Origin of the sequence: Mesorhizobium sp. WSM3859 (assembly GCF_002295065.1) — a bacterium.
Lineage (GTDB): Bacteria > Pseudomonadota > Alphaproteobacteria > Rhizobiales > Rhizobiaceae > Mesorhizobium.
Window position 1 is genome coordinate 267,006 of the sequence record NZ_NSGG01000004.1, and the last position, 14,434, is coordinate 281,439.

The 14,434-nt window shown below is 65.3% G+C and carries 13 protein-coding genes; 2 read left to right on the forward strand and 11 right to left on the reverse strand.

Annotated elements, in window-relative coordinates; all coding sequences use genetic code 11:
- Positions 1 to 84: 84 nt before the first annotated feature.
- Complete coding sequence (locus tag CK230_RS11230; RefSeq protein ID WP_095817230.1) at positions 85 to 1,620, reverse strand: MFS transporter; 1,536 nt, start codon at positions 1,618 to 1,620, stop codon at positions 85 to 87.
- Between the two features lie 147 nt (positions 1,621 to 1,767).
- Between CK230_RS11230 and CK230_RS11235 the strand changes: the two genes are divergently transcribed.
- Positions 1,768 to 2,655, forward strand: coding sequence for a LysR family transcriptional regulator (locus CK230_RS11235; RefSeq protein ID WP_095817231.1), 888 nt, complete (start codon positions 1,768 to 1,770; stop codon positions 2,653 to 2,655).
- A gap of 14 nt (positions 2,656 to 2,669) precedes the next feature.
- On the opposite strand, the gene CK230_RS11240 is transcribed toward CK230_RS11235, so the two are convergent.
- From CK230_RS11240 to CK230_RS11260, 5 genes are all read right to left on the reverse strand, one after another.
- On the reverse strand, positions 2,670 to 3,422 hold the full coding sequence (locus CK230_RS11240; protein WP_095817493.1) for an SDR family NAD(P)-dependent oxidoreductase: 753 nt from the start codon (positions 3,420 to 3,422) through the stop codon (positions 2,670 to 2,672).
- A gap of 43 nt (positions 3,423 to 3,465) precedes the next feature.
- Positions 3,466 to 4,569: an AbrB family transcriptional regulator gene (locus CK230_RS11245; protein ID WP_095817232.1), complete on the reverse strand. Its 1,104-nt coding sequence runs from the start codon at positions 4,567 to 4,569 to the stop codon at positions 3,466 to 3,468.
- 67 nt (positions 4,570 to 4,636) lie between these two features.
- Positions 4,637 to 4,948: a putative quinol monooxygenase gene (locus CK230_RS11250; protein ID WP_095817233.1), complete on the reverse strand. Its 312-nt coding sequence runs from the start codon at positions 4,946 to 4,948 to the stop codon at positions 4,637 to 4,639.
- A gap of 50 nt (positions 4,949 to 4,998) precedes the next feature.
- Positions 4,999 to 5,772: an SDR family oxidoreductase gene (locus CK230_RS11255; RefSeq protein ID WP_095817234.1), complete on the reverse strand. Its 774-nt coding sequence runs from the start codon at positions 5,770 to 5,772 to the stop codon at positions 4,999 to 5,001.
- Between the two features lie 82 nt (positions 5,773 to 5,854).
- Positions 5,855 to 6,289: a DsrE family protein gene (locus CK230_RS11260; RefSeq protein WP_095817235.1), complete on the reverse strand. Its 435-nt coding sequence runs from the start codon at positions 6,287 to 6,289 to the stop codon at positions 5,855 to 5,857.
- A 91-nt stretch (positions 6,290 to 6,380) separates the two neighbouring features.
- On the opposite strand from CK230_RS11260, the gene CK230_RS11265 reads away from it, so the two are divergent.
- Complete coding sequence (locus CK230_RS11265) at positions 6,381 to 7,463, forward strand: hypothetical protein (protein WP_095817236.1); 1,083 nt, start codon at positions 6,381 to 6,383, stop codon at positions 7,461 to 7,463.
- A gap of 203 nt (positions 7,464 to 7,666) precedes the next feature.
- On the opposite strand, the gene CK230_RS11275 is transcribed toward CK230_RS11265, so the two are convergent.
- The 5 genes from CK230_RS11275 to CK230_RS11295 all read right to left on the reverse strand — a co-directional run bounded on the left by CK230_RS11275 (position 7,667) and on the right by CK230_RS11295 (position 14,374).
- On the reverse strand, positions 7,667 to 8,596 hold the full coding sequence (locus CK230_RS11275; RefSeq protein ID WP_280952527.1) for a cation diffusion facilitator family transporter: 930 nt from the start codon (positions 8,594 to 8,596) through the stop codon (positions 7,667 to 7,669).
- Positions 8,597 to 8,622: 26 nt separating this feature from the next.
- Positions 8,623 to 10,812, reverse strand: coding sequence for an anthranilate synthase (locus tag CK230_RS11280; protein WP_095817494.1), 2,190 nt, complete (start codon positions 10,810 to 10,812; stop codon positions 8,623 to 8,625).
- A 256-nt stretch (positions 10,813 to 11,068) separates the two neighbouring features.
- A complete protein-coding gene (locus CK230_RS11285) occupies positions 11,069 to 12,241 on the reverse strand; it encodes an MFS transporter (protein WP_095817239.1) in 1,173 nt (390 codons plus the stop codon).
- A 298-nt stretch (positions 12,242 to 12,539) separates the two neighbouring features.
- On the reverse strand, positions 12,540 to 13,916 hold the full coding sequence (locus CK230_RS11290) for an FAD-containing oxidoreductase (RefSeq protein WP_095817240.1): 1,377 nt from the start codon (positions 13,914 to 13,916) through the stop codon (positions 12,540 to 12,542).
- Positions 13,913 to 14,374: a DUF4126 domain-containing protein gene (locus CK230_RS11295; RefSeq protein ID WP_095817241.1), complete on the reverse strand. Its 462-nt coding sequence runs from the start codon at positions 14,372 to 14,374 to the stop codon at positions 13,913 to 13,915. The genes CK230_RS11290 and CK230_RS11295 overlap by 4 nt, the downstream gene beginning before the upstream one ends.
- Positions 14,375 to 14,434 lie beyond the last annotated feature (60 nt).

The following is a 14,434-nucleotide window of genomic DNA, read 5'->3' on the forward strand; positions in this document are numbered from 1 at the left end:
ACGGTCGCGACTGCGTCTGCGCCGTGGCGATAAAGGCCGGCGCCCGCCGGAGAAGACCGAAGGGCGCCGGGCTTTGGCCGGCGGCTAGCCTTCCTGGCATGCCGGAAGAGGAGCGACGTGCCGTTTCGGCGCCGATCCGCGACGCAGGCCGAGGAAGACGACGATGGCCGTCAGCACCGTGATGGTCGCCAGCACGATGAGCAGCCGGTCGAAAGCCGTCTCGTAGGCCTGAATGAGGACTGCGGTGCCAGCCATCGGCAGATGTTGTGCCGTTCCGCCGAGGTTGCCGGTCACCAGCAGTTGCGCGGCCGATGCCGCATCGACGGGCGAAGCCAATCCTTGAGCGCCGAGCTGCGTGGCGGTGAAGCCCGACAGGACCGCCATGACGATCGCCAGGGCCACGCCCTCGCTGGCGACGCGGGTGGTGTTGAAGATGCCGACCGCCATGCCGGCGCGCTCCTTCGGCACGACGCTGACCGCAAGTCCGTCCATCAGCCCCCAGGGCAAGGCGATGCCGATGCCGATCAGGACCAGCGGGGCCACCAGCGCGCTGTCCGCCGCGGGCGCGCGGCTCAGCCAGACAAGGCCGGCCGCGGCGACGATCAGGCCAACGCCGCAGATCGTGGCCGGGGCGATCCAGCGAGCCGCCTGGCCGGCGAGCAACGGCAACATCAGCAGCGGCCCGGAGAGGCAGATCATCAATTGCCCCGCCTTGATCTCGCTCATCCCCTCGACGCCGATGAAGCGGATCGGCAGGAGCACGAGCAGGACGACGAAGGCATAGGCGGGCGCCGCGGCCAGAAACTGGACGCCGACGAAACGCGGGAAGCGGAACAATGTCAGATCCAGCATCGGCCGGCCCACGCGCCGCTCGACAATGACGAAGGCCGCAAAGCCGACGGCAGCCACGCCAAGGAGCGCGAGAACGAAGGGATTGGCCCAGCCGCTCTGCGGCGCCTGCAGCACGCCATAAGTCAGCGCGGCAAGTGCGATGGTGAAGGTGCCCGCTCCCGCCCAGTCGAGCCCGGTTGCTTCCGGGTCGCGCGATTCGGTGACGGTGCGTAGGCCGAGCGCGGCTGCGGCAACGCCAAGCGCTGCCACGAGGAGGAAGATCGCGCGCCAGCCGAATGTATCGATGAGCAGGCCGGAGGCGACAGGGCCGAAGGCGAGCCCGATGCCGAAGCTGGTGCCGAGGAAACTGAAGGCGCGCAGCCGCGATTGCCCGTCGAATTCCTGGGCAAGTGCGGAGGCGCCACCGGCGAAGGCAGCGGCGCCGCCTATGCCTTGCAAGGCACGGAACATGTCGAACCAGACGATGTCCGGCGCCAGCATGCAGCCCAGCGCGGCAAGGAGATAGGCGGCGAGGCCGGCGAGGAAGACCCGCTTGCGGCCATGGTTGTCGGCCAATGCCCCGGCCGCCATCAGGCCGGCGCCGAATGTCAGCATGAAGGCGTTCGTCACCCAGTTGAGCGCGAGCGGACTGCCGCCGAGATCGGCGGCAATGCGGGACAGCGCCACGGCCGGGCCGGTGAAGCTCAATGGCATCGTCATGGCGGCGAGGCAAACCGACAGCAGCACAAGCCATCTGCCGGCCGGGCCGGTTCTGGTCATCAAAGTCATGGATTTTCCTATCCGAGGCGGGGGTTGCCGGCGTGCCGCGGACTGGCGGCGCCGATCGCAACCACAAGATAGGGCAGGGACATTTCCCGCAAAATAGTATTAAATCTCCATTCATACCGGAATGAAGCGCTCGAATGGTTTCAAGCGATGGATCGACTCAACGGCCTTCTTGCCTTTGCCCGCACCGCCGAGTTCGGCAGTTTCGTCAGCGCGGGGCGAGCGCTCGGCATCTCCGCTTCCGCCGTCGGCAAGAGTGTCGCCCGGCTCGAGCAGGAGCTCGGCGTGCGGCTCCTGCAGCGCAGCACCCGGCGCATCGGCCTGACCGAGGAGGGCAAGCTGTTCAACGAGCGGGTGCGCCGCATCCTCGACGACATCGACGACGCCGAGGCGATGCTGTCGCGGACACGCGAGACGCCGCACGGGCGGCTGCGCATCTCGACGCCGATCGTCACCTACCATCTGCTCTTGCCGGTGCTGTCGGAATTCATGGCGCGATACCCGGAAATCGAGCTGGATATCGATTTCAACGATCGCATCGTCGACGTCATCGAAGAGGGTATCGACGTCGCGATCCGCAGCGGCGAGCTGCCCGATTCACGATTGGTGTCGAGGCCGGTCGCGCCCTTTCGCATGATCTTGTGCGCGGCCGCTTCCTATCTCGACCGCCATGGCGCGCCCGGAACGCCGGCGGATCTTTCGGCGCATTTCGGCATCCATTTCCGTTTCCTCAACAGCGGCAGGCTGCTCCATTGGCCGTTCATCACCGGGAGCTCGGCGCCGCAGATCCGTTCGATGCTGACCTGCAACAATATGGAGGCTTTGAAGGGCGCGACGATTGCCAGTCTCGGCATCGCCTGCATGCCCGATTTTCTGGTGCGGGAGGCGCTGCATGACGGAAGGCTGCGGACCGTGCTCGACGACCATGTCGACGGCCGCGGCCAGTTCCGCATGCTGTGGCCATCCAATCGCCACCTCTCGCCGAAGGTGCGCGTCTTCGTCGATTTCCTGCCCGAGCGGCTTGCTGTCGGGCGATAGGTCCGCGGGCATTGTCAGTAGGTGGTACGACCGCCGGAGAGGTCGAAGGTGGCACCCGTGGTGAAGGAGTTCTCGTCCGACAGCATGAAGGCGATCATGGCGGCAGCCTCCTCGACCTCGACGAAACGGCCGCGCGGCACCTTGCCGAGCATGTAGGCGACTTGGGCCTCGGTGAGCTGCTCCAGAATGCGGGTGCGGGCAGGCGAGGGCGTCAGCGCGTTGACGGCTATGTCGTATCCGGCGAGCTCCTTGCCGAGCGATTTGGTCAGCGCCAGCACGCCGGCCTTGGCGGCCGAATAGGCGGCGGCGTTGGGATTGCCCTCCTTGCCGGCCACCGAGGAGATGTTGACGATGCGGCCATAGTTGCGCGCGACCATGCCGGGCACAAGGCGCTTGCAGCAATAGAAGACGCCGTTGAGGTCGATATCGACGATCTGGCGCCAGGCGGCGGGATCGTAGTCGACCACGGTCGCCGCCGGCCCGGCAATGCCGGCATTGTTGACGAGGAGATCGACGGGGCCTAGCGTCCGCTCGGTCTCGGCAGCGGCGCGATCGACGGCCTCGATCTGCGACTGGTCGCAAAGGAGGGCCTCGACCCGCCCGAGCGAAGCGAGTTCGGCCACGGCCTTGGCCATTGCGGCCTGATCGATGTCCCAGATGGCTACGCTGGCGCCCGACGACACCAAGCGTCGCGCGACCGCAAGACCGATGCCTTGCGCGCCGCCGGTCACCACGGCGACGCGGCCGGAAAGATCGACGGCATTCACACGACGGTTCATTTTCCTCGCTCCCACCTTGCAATAGCGCGGATCAGGCCCTGACGTTTCGCGCCACCAGCTTGGCTACGCTTGGCCCAATGAGCAGCACGACCAGGAAGCGTGCCGACTGCAAGGCCATGACGAAGGAGATGTCGACGTTGCGCGCCGCCGCGGCGATGATGGCGACACTGTCCATGCCGCCGGGGCTGGTCGCCAGATAGGCGGTCAGCGGATCGATGCCGAGCAGGCGGCTGATGACGAAGGCCATGCCGCCGCAAAAGGCGATCAGCGCGACGATCGAGCCGATGATCTGCGGCAGGGCGCGCGCCGCGTGACGCAGGATCGGACGGGTGAAGTTCAGTCCGATCGACCAGCCGACCATGGCGTAGCTGATCGCCAGCAGCCAGGGCGGCAACTGCATCGGCACGCCGAGGCCGAGATGGATCACCGCGCCGAAAATGAAGGTGCCGAGAAAGAACGGCGAGGGCAGCCTGACCAGCTTTCCGGCCACGCCGCCCACGACCGCAATGCCGATGGTGGCGGCAAAGCCGAAGGCATCGATCGGCGGAAACCAGACGATCTGCGGCACCTCGACGCCGGATGTGTCGACCCACATCTTGGCGACCAGCGCTGCCGTCATCGAGACAAAGATGACGCGCAGATATTGCATGAAGGCGACGAGACGCTGGTCGGCGCCGAAGGCGCCGGCCATCAGCACCATGGCCGTGGCGGCGCCGGGCGAGGAGCCCCAGACCGCCGTGGTGCCGGGCAGGATGCGCCACCGACTGATCAGCCAGCCGAGCAGGCTGGAGGCGGCGACGGTCGCCACCACCACGCCGATGAAGAGCGGCCATTCCCTGTAGAAGGCCGCAAAGATGTCGGCGGAGATCGAATTCGCCACCAGGCAGCCGACGATCGCTTGGGCCGAGCCGAACAGGAGGCGCGGCACGCGCACCGTGGCGCCGTTGGTGCCGGCGAGGATCGCGGCAAGCATAGGGCCGATCAGCAGCGCCGCCGGCAAGGCGGCGAGTTCCAGCGCGCCGGCGAAGAGCAGGGAAAACACAAGCAGCACCAGCCATTGCCGCGGCTGGCGCAATCGCGCCATGCGTTCAATGGGCGCTTGGTTAGGGGCTGGTTGCTCCGGCGAAGAGTCCATATCCGGCTCTTAGACCTGACGCAGACAAATGCGAACCGCTTTTTGCGGACAATCCGTGTCGAGGCGGTCAGCCGGCCTTTTCAGGCGCAGGGAGGCCGAAGCCGCCGACCGGATGGGTCTCGATCTGGAATTCGAAGCCGGCGATGAAGGGACGCGCCCTGGCGATCGCGGCCTGCACTTCCGGCAATTGCAGCGAGGCCTTGTGGCTCGCCTGGTCGGTCCATACTTCGGTGACCCAGATGGCATCGGCGTCGGCCGGATCGGTGGCAATGATGTAGCTCAGGCAGCCCGGGAGCGCGGCAGTGCTTTCGCGCAGCACGTCCATGACCGCATCGCGCTGGCCGCGCGCCGCCCGCATCTTGCCGATCAGTCCGTACATGCGTTGATCTCCCTCCAGGTTGCACGCCGCATCAGTATGCAATCGCAGGCTCACGGCATCAACTGGCCGCCGTTCACCTCGATCACCTGGCCGATGATGTAGCCGCTCAACTGATCGGACGACAGGAACAGGTAGGCGCCGACGCAATCCTCGGCCGTTCCGGCGCGTCCCTGCGGAATGGTCGCGACCATCGCCTTGATCTGCTCAGCGCTCGAATAGCGTTCGTGGAACGGCGTCAGGATCGTGCCCGGCGCGACCGCGTTGACGCGGATGCCGAAGCCGATGAGTTCCTTCGCCATGCCGCGCGTCACGTTGGAAACGAAGGCTTTCGACGAACCATAGAGGCCGGCGCCGCCGCCGGCGCCATTGCGCGCGGCGATCGAGGTGGTGTTGATGATGAAGCCGCCCTGGCGCTTCAGCCACGGGATCGCCTTGCGCGAGGCGGTCAGCACGGAGCGGGCGTTGAGGTCCATCACGGCGTCGTAATGCGCTTCGTCCTGATCGGCATAGGCGACACGGCCGAGCATGCCGCCGGCATTGTTGACCAGGCCGTCGAGCCGGCCGAAATGGTTTGCGCTCTCTTCGACCACACGCTCGACGTCGGCAGGTATCGAAAAATCGCCCTGAACCAGAAACACCTCGCCGCCATCATCGCGGATGGATTCGGCTACGGCTTCGGCGGGTGCGCGGCTCGCATTGTAATGCAGCGCGACGCGGCTTTTCTGCGTCGCGTAGGCACGGGCAAGGGCGGCACCTATGCCGGTCGAGGCGCCGGTGACCAGCACCGCCTTGCCGGCAAGATCGGGGATGGCAAGTGTCGTCATGTCGGCTGGCCTCCTGGTTGCCGTCTTTCGTAGGCCATTGCCGGCCTTCCGTTCAAGTGTTGGCGTTCAAGTGCGGGCGCGTTCAGGGCCTCAGATAGACATAGCCCTGCCGCTGCAGTTCGGCGAGTTTCACGACGCCTCCCTTCTCGGCAAGCTGGAAGCCCGGCAGCAGGTCGGTCAGCGTTATCTCCATGCCGTGCAGGGTGTTGCCGCAGGCCTGCGGGACGAGCCCCTGCAGGACGAGGCCGGCAAACCGGCTGGAAATAGCGCCGGAAGCGCCCTTGGATTTGAAGGCGGCCAGAGCCGGACCGTGCACCACAAGCACAATGTCGACATTGCCACCGGTGCCCTCATAGTGGTTCTTGATGTTGCCGAGGACGAAGTTGACCTTGTCCGCGTCGCTGAGGTGATAGGCGACTTTCAGCTTCTCTTCGGTTGTTGCCGCGTTTGCCCGGCTCAGGCCGAATAGGCTTGCGGCGCCGGCAAGACCGGCGCGAAAGATGTCACGGCGCAGCATCAAGTCCTCCTTTTGCCTGCACGATTTTGCCTCGCCTGGGCCTCGTGCCTGGACTAGCATATCGAAATCCTGTCGGTGCGAGGAGGGTGGCATGGCGTCAAGGATGGTCGGGGTCGCGGCGTTCGGCGCTGCCATTGTGTTCGCTGGCGCGGCGCTTACCGATGACGCTCCCAAGCTGACCGAACTCAGTCCCGGCGGCGCCGATGCCTGCTTCGGCCGCGTCTATGACGCCGCCCATCTCAAGGCGCATGCGCACCAGAAGGTGGCGCGCATCTTCTTCTACTATGGCCACGATCCGGTCAGCCGGCCGAACGAGGAGCCGGCTACGATGTCCGACGCTGCTTACAACGGCTTTCTCACCACGACTGTGCGCGGCGCCAAGAAGCCGGAATGGGCGGCAGGATGGTGCAACAAAGAGGATCCAAGCGACAAGGCGAGTGGCATTCGCTGCGGCATGGAATGCGACCGCACGCTGGCTTCGCTCAAAGTCGACAACAAGGGCCGGCTGATCCTCTCCAACCTACAGCCTGACGTATATCTCGACGCGGGCGCGGAAGAGGATCTCGGCAAGGCGGAATACAACAAGCAGGCGCTGGGCAGCGAGGACGACAATTTCAAGCTGGATCCGATGCCGGCGGAGACCTGCAAGGCGGAGTTCGCGCGCATCGACCCCATCGATCCGGCGCTTGGCGACCCGCTGCGCGTGCGGCTGAAGCCCGATCAGCCCTTCTGCTTCGGGCGCGACTATGACGACGCCCATCTGAAGTCGCATCCCGACCAGCTGACCCGATCGATCCGCGTCTTCCGTGGCCCGGTCGAGCTCGCCTCCTTCGCGGCAAGCGGCGATACCGCGAACTGGCCCGACGGGGCGGATATTGCCGTGTCGGTGACGACAAGACAAAAGGGTGCCAAGGTGACGCAGACCTATTCCTGCCAGGGCGAGGCCGACCAGTGGCGCTGCGCGGCAAGCTCGAAGATGAGCGACTTTTCCTGCGACATCTCGCAGAGGGAGATTTTCCTCAAGCGCGGCGCCAACGGCACGATGATGCTGGCCAACCCTAACAATGCGGTGGCGGTTGTCGATCTCTGCTCAAAGGCGGCCGAGGGTAAGACCAAGTCCGACGACAAGGTCTATCGGCTGCAGCCGATGCCGCAGTCGGCCTGTGCTCCGTAGCCAGCGCTTCGTCATTCTATGGCGGAGCAAGGAGCGAAGCGACGCGGCCCAGACCATAGAATCCATGCCCTTACATCTGAGTGATGCTAACGGTGCAGAATTCTGCTCCGCTGCGCTCCTTGGCGAAGGTAACGGCATGGATTCCAGGGTCTTCGCGACGGAGCTTCGCTCCTGCTCCGCCCTGGAATGACGAACATTTTGCGTCAGGCGAAAGGCACCGCCGTGGTGCCCTTCGGCAGCTTCGCCTCGTCGTCCGGCTCGACATGGATGGTGACGCGCACCGAGGGGATCTCGGCCTTCAGCGCGTCCTCGATGCGGTCGCAGATGACATGGCTGGCGCCGACCGTCATGTCGGCGTCGACGACGAGATGGAACTCGATGAAGGTAGCGCGTCCGGCAATGCGCGTCTTCAGGTCATGCACCTCGAGCGCGCCTTTCGAATTGGCCGAGATGATGTCGCGGATCTGCATGTTCTCCTGGCTGTCGACGGCGCGATCCATCAGGCCGCTCATCGACGAGCCGATGACATGCCAGCCTTGCCACAGGATGTTGAGCGCGACGATCACGGCCAATGCCGGATCAAGGATCTGCCAGCCGGTAAGCACGACGCCGACAAGGCCGCCGAGCACGCCGACGGACGTCACGACGTCGGTCATGATGTGCTGGCCATCGGCCGTCAGGGCGGGCGATTTCGCGTTCTGCCCGGCGCGGATCAACATCCAGGCCCAGATGGCGTTGATGACTGTCGCGACGCCGTTGACCGCAAGGCCCCGCCAAGGCTGCTCGAGCGGCGTCGGCTGCTGCCAGGATCGCCACACCTCGCTGATGATCAGGAGCGCTGCGACGACGATCAGCACCCCTTCGAGCACGGCCGAGAAGTACTCGGCCTTGTGATGGCCGAAGGGATGGTCCTGGTCGGCGGGCTTGTAACTGATCTGGATCGCCCAGAAAGCGGCGATTGAGGCAATCACGTTGACGATTGATTCCGCCGCGTCCGAATAGAGTGCGACCGAGCCGGTGATGTACCAGGCAACGACCTTGAGGACGAACACGACCCCGGCGACGACGATCGACCAGAACGCAAGGCTGGCGACCTTTTGCCTGGTCGCCGCCTTTGCTTGCGTCATCGTCATTGCCGCATTCATCCCGACGCGCCGCTTCAGGCGGCCTTTTCCTTGGCCTTGCGCGGCAGATGCGCGACGATGTTCTCGATGATGCGCATGCCGGCATTGTGGCCGAGCGTCATGATCGATTCCGGATGGAACTGCACCGCGGCGATCGGCTCCTTGCGGTGCTCAAAGGCCATGATGATGCCGTCCTCGGTCTCGGCCGTAACGACGAAACCATCGGGCAGGCGCACCGGATCGGCGAAGATCGAATGATAGCGGCCGACGGTCACATCCTTGGGCAGCCCCGAGAAGATGATGCCGGGTTTCGAGACGCGGATGCGCGAGGGCTTGCCATGCATGGGGATGTGCAACTGCCTCAATTCGCCACCATAGGCTTCAGCCAGCGCCTGCAGGCCGAGGCAGACGCCGAAGATCGGCAGGTCGCGGGCGCGCGCCCTTTTGATGGTGGCCGCGCAATCGAAATCCTTCGGCGTGCCCGGTCCGGGCGACAGCACGACGAGATCGGGCTTCAGCCGCTCGAAAACCTCTTCCGGCACCGGAGTGCGCACGGTGGAGACGTTGGCTCCGGTCTGGCGGAAGTAGTTGGCCAGCGTGTGGACGAAAGAGTCCTCGTGGTCGACGAGCAGGATGTTGACGCCGTCGCCGACGCGCGCGGTGGCGCGCTCGGCGCCTGCGGCGTTGCCGGTCTTGGCGTCGCGGATGGCGGAGAGCATGGCGGATGCCTTCAGTTCGGTTTCGGCTTCTTCTTCCTCGGGCACACTGTCGAAAAGCAGCGTGGCGCCAGCACGCACCTCGGCGATGCCGTCCTTGATGCGGATGGTGCGCAGCGTCAGCCCGGTGTTCATGTCGCCGTTGAAATTGACCATGCCGATCGCGCCACCATACCAGGCGCGCGGGCTCTTCTCGTTCTGCTCGATGAAGCGCATGGCCCAGAGCTTCGGCGCGCCGGTAACGGTGACCGCCCAGGCATGCGACAGGAAAGCATCGAAGGCGTCCATGCCTTCGCGCAGCCGCCCCTCGATGTGGTCGACGGTGTGGATCAGGCGCGAATACATCTCGATCTGGCGCCGGCCGATGACGCGCACCGAGCCCGGCTCGCAGACGCGCGACTTGTCGTTGCGGTCGACATCCGAGCACATGGTGAGCTCGGACTCGTCCTTCTTGGAGTTGAGCAGCTTCAGGATCTGCTCGCTGTCGGAAATGGCGTCGTCGCCACGCTTGATGGTGCCCGAGATCGGGCAGGTCTCGACGCGGCGGCCGTTGACGCGCACGAACATCTCCGGCGAGGCGCCGATCAGATATTCGTTCTCGCCGAGGTTGATGAAGAAGGAATAGGGCGAGGGGTTGATCGATTTCAGTTTGCGCGAGATGTCGGAGGGCTGGGTCTCGCAGCGCTCGTAGAACATCTGTCCAGGCACGACCTCGAACAGGTCGCCGCGCTTGAAGCTCTCCATGGCGCGCCGCACCAGGTTGGCGTATTCGCCCGGTTCGTGGTCGCCGCGCGGCGGGATGCGGTCGGCGGTCCTGAACGGCTCGATAAGGGCGTCGCGGGTGAGACCTTCGGTCGAAAAGCCGGCGCCGGAATAATCGTAGCGATCGGTCCAGGCCTTGGTCGAATAATGGTCGACCACGAGAATCTCGTCGGGTAGGAACAGCACCAGGTCGCGCTGGCTTTCCTTGCGCTCAAGCTTGTAGTCGACCGGATCGAACTGGAAGGCGAGGTCGTAGCCGAAGGCGCCGTAAAGGCCGAGATTGGCGTCCTCGGCGGTCTTGAACAAGGCGGTGATGGCGCGCAGCACGGTGAAGACGGACGGAACGCGGCTGCGCTCCTCTTCGGTGAAGACACGGCCCGGTTTTGCCACATCGACGCGGATGAGCGTCTTCGAGGTCTCCGCGATCGTCACGTCGCTCAGCGCGCCAAGCGCCTTGCCGATCACCGGCAGCAACACCTCGCCGCGCTTGTTGAGCGCTTCGATGCGCATGGCACGGCCGCGCGCGGAGATCACCAGCGGCGGATCGATGATGGCCGTGTCCCAGCGCGTGTAGCGGCCCGGATATTCGTAGTTGGAGGAGAAGACCGCGCCGCGGCGCGAATTCAGGCCGTCGACATAGGCGTCGATCGCGCCTTCATAGGGCCTATCGTGCCGTTCACGAGTGATCGTCACGCCGCCGGCGGTGACGAAGCGCTCGGCCCCGTTGTCCAGAACTTTAGTCGTCATTGCCGTCTCCATCAGCGTTTTGGGCAACGGACCCGGGAATGGCTCTAAAAAACAAATGGCCGCCCGGACATTCCGCTGCGGCCACCCTCTCTTTACGCACGCGCGTTCGAACCGGCCGCTGTCAGCGAGCCCACCACCAAATGGTCTTGTTCGAACGCATGTTCATGCCGACTCCCATAGCGGCGAATGCTTAGATCGGCAAGCGGAATCAAGGAAATCGTCGGACGAGGTGAATCGGGTGTCGCGCTCGGGAGCTTTATTCAGCCGGCTGTGCCTGCAGGACCGCGCGGCGGTCGAGTGACTGCGACAGCACCGCCACCGCGACGGCCAGCAGCGCGAGCGCCGCGCCCACCAGCGGGAGGTTCGCGTAGGACACCCCCCAGGAGATGGAGAGGCCGCCGATCCATGCGCCGCCGGCATTGCCGACATTGAAGGCGCCTTGGTTCAGCGTGGCCGCAAGGTTCGGGCCCTCGGCGGCCGCCTCGACGACGCGGATCTGCAAAGGCGGCACGACGATGAAGATCAGCATGCCCCACAGGAAGACTATGGCGACGGCAACCGTGGCAATCGCGCCGAGCTTGGCAAAGACCACGAACAGCACGGCCATGCCAAGCAGCGTGCCGATCACCGTCGGCATCAGCTTCCAGTCGGCCAGCCTGCCGCCGATGATGTTGCCAATGGTCATGCCGGCGCCGAAGATCAGCAGGACCCAGGTGACGGTAGCGGTCGACAAGCCGGAGACGTCGGTGAGGTAGGGCTTGATGTAGGTGAAGACGGCGAACAGGCTGGCGGAGGCGAGCGAGGCGATCAGCATCGCCAGCCAGACCTGCAGCTTGCCGAGCACGCGCAATTCGCCGAGCAGGCCGCCGCTGCTGGGCTCGGCGACATCCGACGGCACCAGCCAGGCGATGGCCGCGACCGAGATGAGGCCGATGCCAACGACGGCGACGAAGGTGGCGCGCCAGCCAAAGGCTTCGCCGAGCGCTGTGCCGGCGGGAACGCCGAGGATGTTGGAAAGTGTGAGCCCGGCGAACATCAGCGCGATGGCGCTTGCGCGCTTGTTGCGCGGCACAAGGCTGGCGGCAACCACCGAGCCGATGCCGAAGAAAGCGCCATGGCCGAAAGCGGTGAAGACCCGCGCCGCCATCAACAGCCAGTAATTAGGCGCGATGGCGCAGAAGAGGTTGCCGATGACGAAGAGCGTGGCGAGCCCGACCAGCACCGGCTTGCGCGGCAGGCGGGCGGTCGCCATGGCCACGATCGGCGCGCCGAAGACGACGCCCAGCGCATAACCGGTGACCAGAAGGCCAGCCGAAGGGATCGAGACGCCGAGGTCGGCCGCGACCTCCGGCAGCAGGCCCATGATGACAAGTTCGGTGGTGCCGATGCAGAAGGAGGCAATAGCAAGCGCTAGGATCGGCAGCGGCATGGGATGTCCGGACTGAATCGGTTCAAAATCGAGACTGGCTTTGGATACGCTCAGCGCACAAGCGTCATTGTTGCAACGCAGCAATGCAGAAAGACGAGATCGGGCTTGCGGGGAGTTTTTGCTCTAAAGCGCGTCGCGATCCTCCGGATTCGCTCCATGCGCTTCAGGTCTTGATTTTACGCATGTCTTTGTCCCGAAACCGGTTCCCACTTTCGGGAGACATGCTTTAAGCAATTCCGGAAGGAAGGCTGCGGCGAAGGCGCCGAGCCTAACCGGTCACACCTTTCCCGGAATTGCTCTAAGCCAGCGGCTTCAGCTCCTGGGCGATGGTCGGCAGCAATTCCGAGACATTGGGATGGATGTGCATGGCGCGCGCCAGCGTCGAGATCGGCGCCTTGGCATACATGAGGTCGAGCACGCAGTGGATCGCCTCGTCGCCGCCCGGCCCGAGCACGGCGCAGCCGAGAATCTCGCCTGTGTCGGCATCGGCCAGGATCTTCATGAAGCCCTGCGTCTCGCCCTTCTCGACCGCGCGGCCGACACGGGTCATCGGCCGCTGTCCGACCAGCGCGCGGCGGCCGGATTTCCTCACGGCGGATTCCGTCATGCCGCAGCGCCCAAGTGGCGGATCGATATAGAGCGCGTAGGCTTCGATGCGGTCGCTGACCTTGCGCGGATCGTTGTCGAGCAGGTTGGCGGCGACGATCTCGAAGTCGTTGTAGGAGGTATGGGTGAAGGCGCCCTTGCCGTTGCAGTCGCCCATCGCCCAGATGCCGGGCACGCTGGTGCGCAACTGGTCGTCGACGACGATGAAGCCACGTTGGTCGACCGAGACGCCGACCTTGTCGAGGCCGAGGTCGTCGGTGTTGGGGACGCGGCCGAGCGCCAGCAGCACATGCGAGCCGACCGCCGGCGGTTTGCCGGCGGAGAAGGTGACGGCGATCCCGTTGCCCTTCCTGGCGAACGCGATGTCGTCGGCGCCGACATGGACGGTGATGCCTTCATTTTCGAGAATGGACTGGATGGCGGCGGAGGTTTCCTCGTCCTCGCGGCCGGTCAGCCGCGGCGCCTTCTCGATCACAGTGACCTCGGAGCCGAAGCGGCGGAACATCTGCGCGAATTCGAGCGAGATATAGCTGCCGCCGACAACGATCAGATGGCTGGGCAGCACATCGAGATCCATCATCGAGGAATTGGTGAGATAGGGGATGTCGTGGACGCCGGGCAGGTCGGGCACGGAGGCGCGGCCGCCGGTGTTGAGGAAGATCTTCGGCGCGGTGAGCAGATCGTCGCCGACACGCACCGTGTTGGCGGATTCAAAACGCGCGTGACCGCGATAGAGCGTGCATTTCTCCATGCCCGCGATCCAGGTTTCCAGTCCCGTGCGGGAAGCTCCCGATACCTTGTCCTTGCGCGCCTTGATCGCCTTGTAGTCGACGCCGACGGCACCGGACACCGTCACGCCATAGTCGGCGGCGCGGCGGGCGAGGTGGGCGGCATAGGCGCTCGCCACCATCGTCTTGGTCGGGATGCAGCCAGTGTTGACGCAGGTGCCACCAATGAGCTTGCGCTCGATCAGCGCCACGCTCATGCCGGCGGCATTCAGCCGGCCGGCGAGCGGGGTGCCGGCCTGGCCGGCGCCGATGACGATGGCGTCGAAGGCTCTCGCGCTCATGCGACGGCAGCCACGATCAGCAGACCGCCGACGATCGCCACCGCGTCCTCGATGAAGGCGGCGGGCGGATCCTTGCCGAAGGCCGCGGCTAGCCGGCCACGCACCTCGGCGCCGCCCAGCGTGCCGATCACCGCGCCGATGGCGCCGGCGATAAGGCCGCCGATGGTGGCGCCGCCGGTCGCGCCGATCACCGCGCCGGTGAAGGCGCCCATGACGATACGGGCGCCGAATTGCTGCGGCACCTTGCGGCTCGGCGTCGACGGCAACTGGTCGGTGACCAGCTCGACGATCGCCAGGATGGTGAAGATGCCGACCGCGATCCAATGGCCCATGAAGCTCGCCCAGGTGCCCGTAACCGGCAGCCATCCGAGATACGAACCCCAGGCGACGGCGGCGGGCGCGGTCATAGCGCGCAGGCCGGCAACGACACCTATCAGCAGTGCAAGCAGGTAAAGCATGATCGACCCCCTCAAAATCGGAACCTCGCGCGGTTCCATGAAGGCAGGCTAGCATAGGCC

Coding starts and splice junctions, on each gene's coding strand:
- CK230_RS11290 (WP_095817240.1), bottom strand. CDS start 13,916: ATGAGCGCGAGAGCCTTCGACGCCATCGTCATCGGCGCCGGCCAGGCC.
- CK230_RS11250 (WP_095817233.1), bottom strand. CDS start 4,948: ATGTACGGACTGATCGGCAAGATGCGGGCGGCGCGCGGCCAGCGCGAT.
- CK230_RS11295 (WP_095817241.1), bottom strand. CDS start 14,374: ATGCTTTACCTGCTTGCACTGCTGATAGGTGTCGTTGCCGGCCTGCGC.
- CK230_RS11280 (WP_095817494.1), bottom strand. CDS start 10,812: ATGACGACTAAAGTTCTGGACAACGGGGCCGAGCGCTTCGTCACCGCC.
- CK230_RS11260 (WP_095817235.1), bottom strand. CDS start 6,289: ATGCTGCGCCGTGACATCTTTCGCGCCGGTCTTGCCGGCGCCGCAAGC.
- CK230_RS11285 (WP_095817239.1), bottom strand. CDS start 12,241: ATGCCGCTGCCGATCCTAGCGCTTGCTATTGCCTCCTTCTGCATCGGC.
- CK230_RS11245 (WP_095817232.1), bottom strand. CDS start 4,569: ATGGACTCTTCGCCGGAGCAACCAGCCCCTAACCAAGCGCCCATTGAA.
- CK230_RS11275 (WP_280952527.1), bottom strand. CDS start 8,596: ATGACGATGACGCAAGCAAAGGCGGCGACCAGGCAAAAGGTCGCCAGC.
- CK230_RS11230 (WP_095817230.1), bottom strand. CDS start 1,620: ATGACTTTGATGACCAGAACCGGCCCGGCCGGCAGATGGCTTGTGCTG.
- CK230_RS11255 (WP_095817234.1), bottom strand. CDS start 5,772: ATGACGACACTTGCCATCCCCGATCTTGCCGGCAAGGCGGTGCTGGTC.
- CK230_RS11235 (WP_095817231.1), top strand. CDS start 1,768: ATGGATCGACTCAACGGCCTTCTTGCCTTTGCCCGCACCGCCGAGTTC.
- CK230_RS11265 (WP_095817236.1), top strand. CDS start 6,381: ATGGCGTCAAGGATGGTCGGGGTCGCGGCGTTCGGCGCTGCCATTGTG.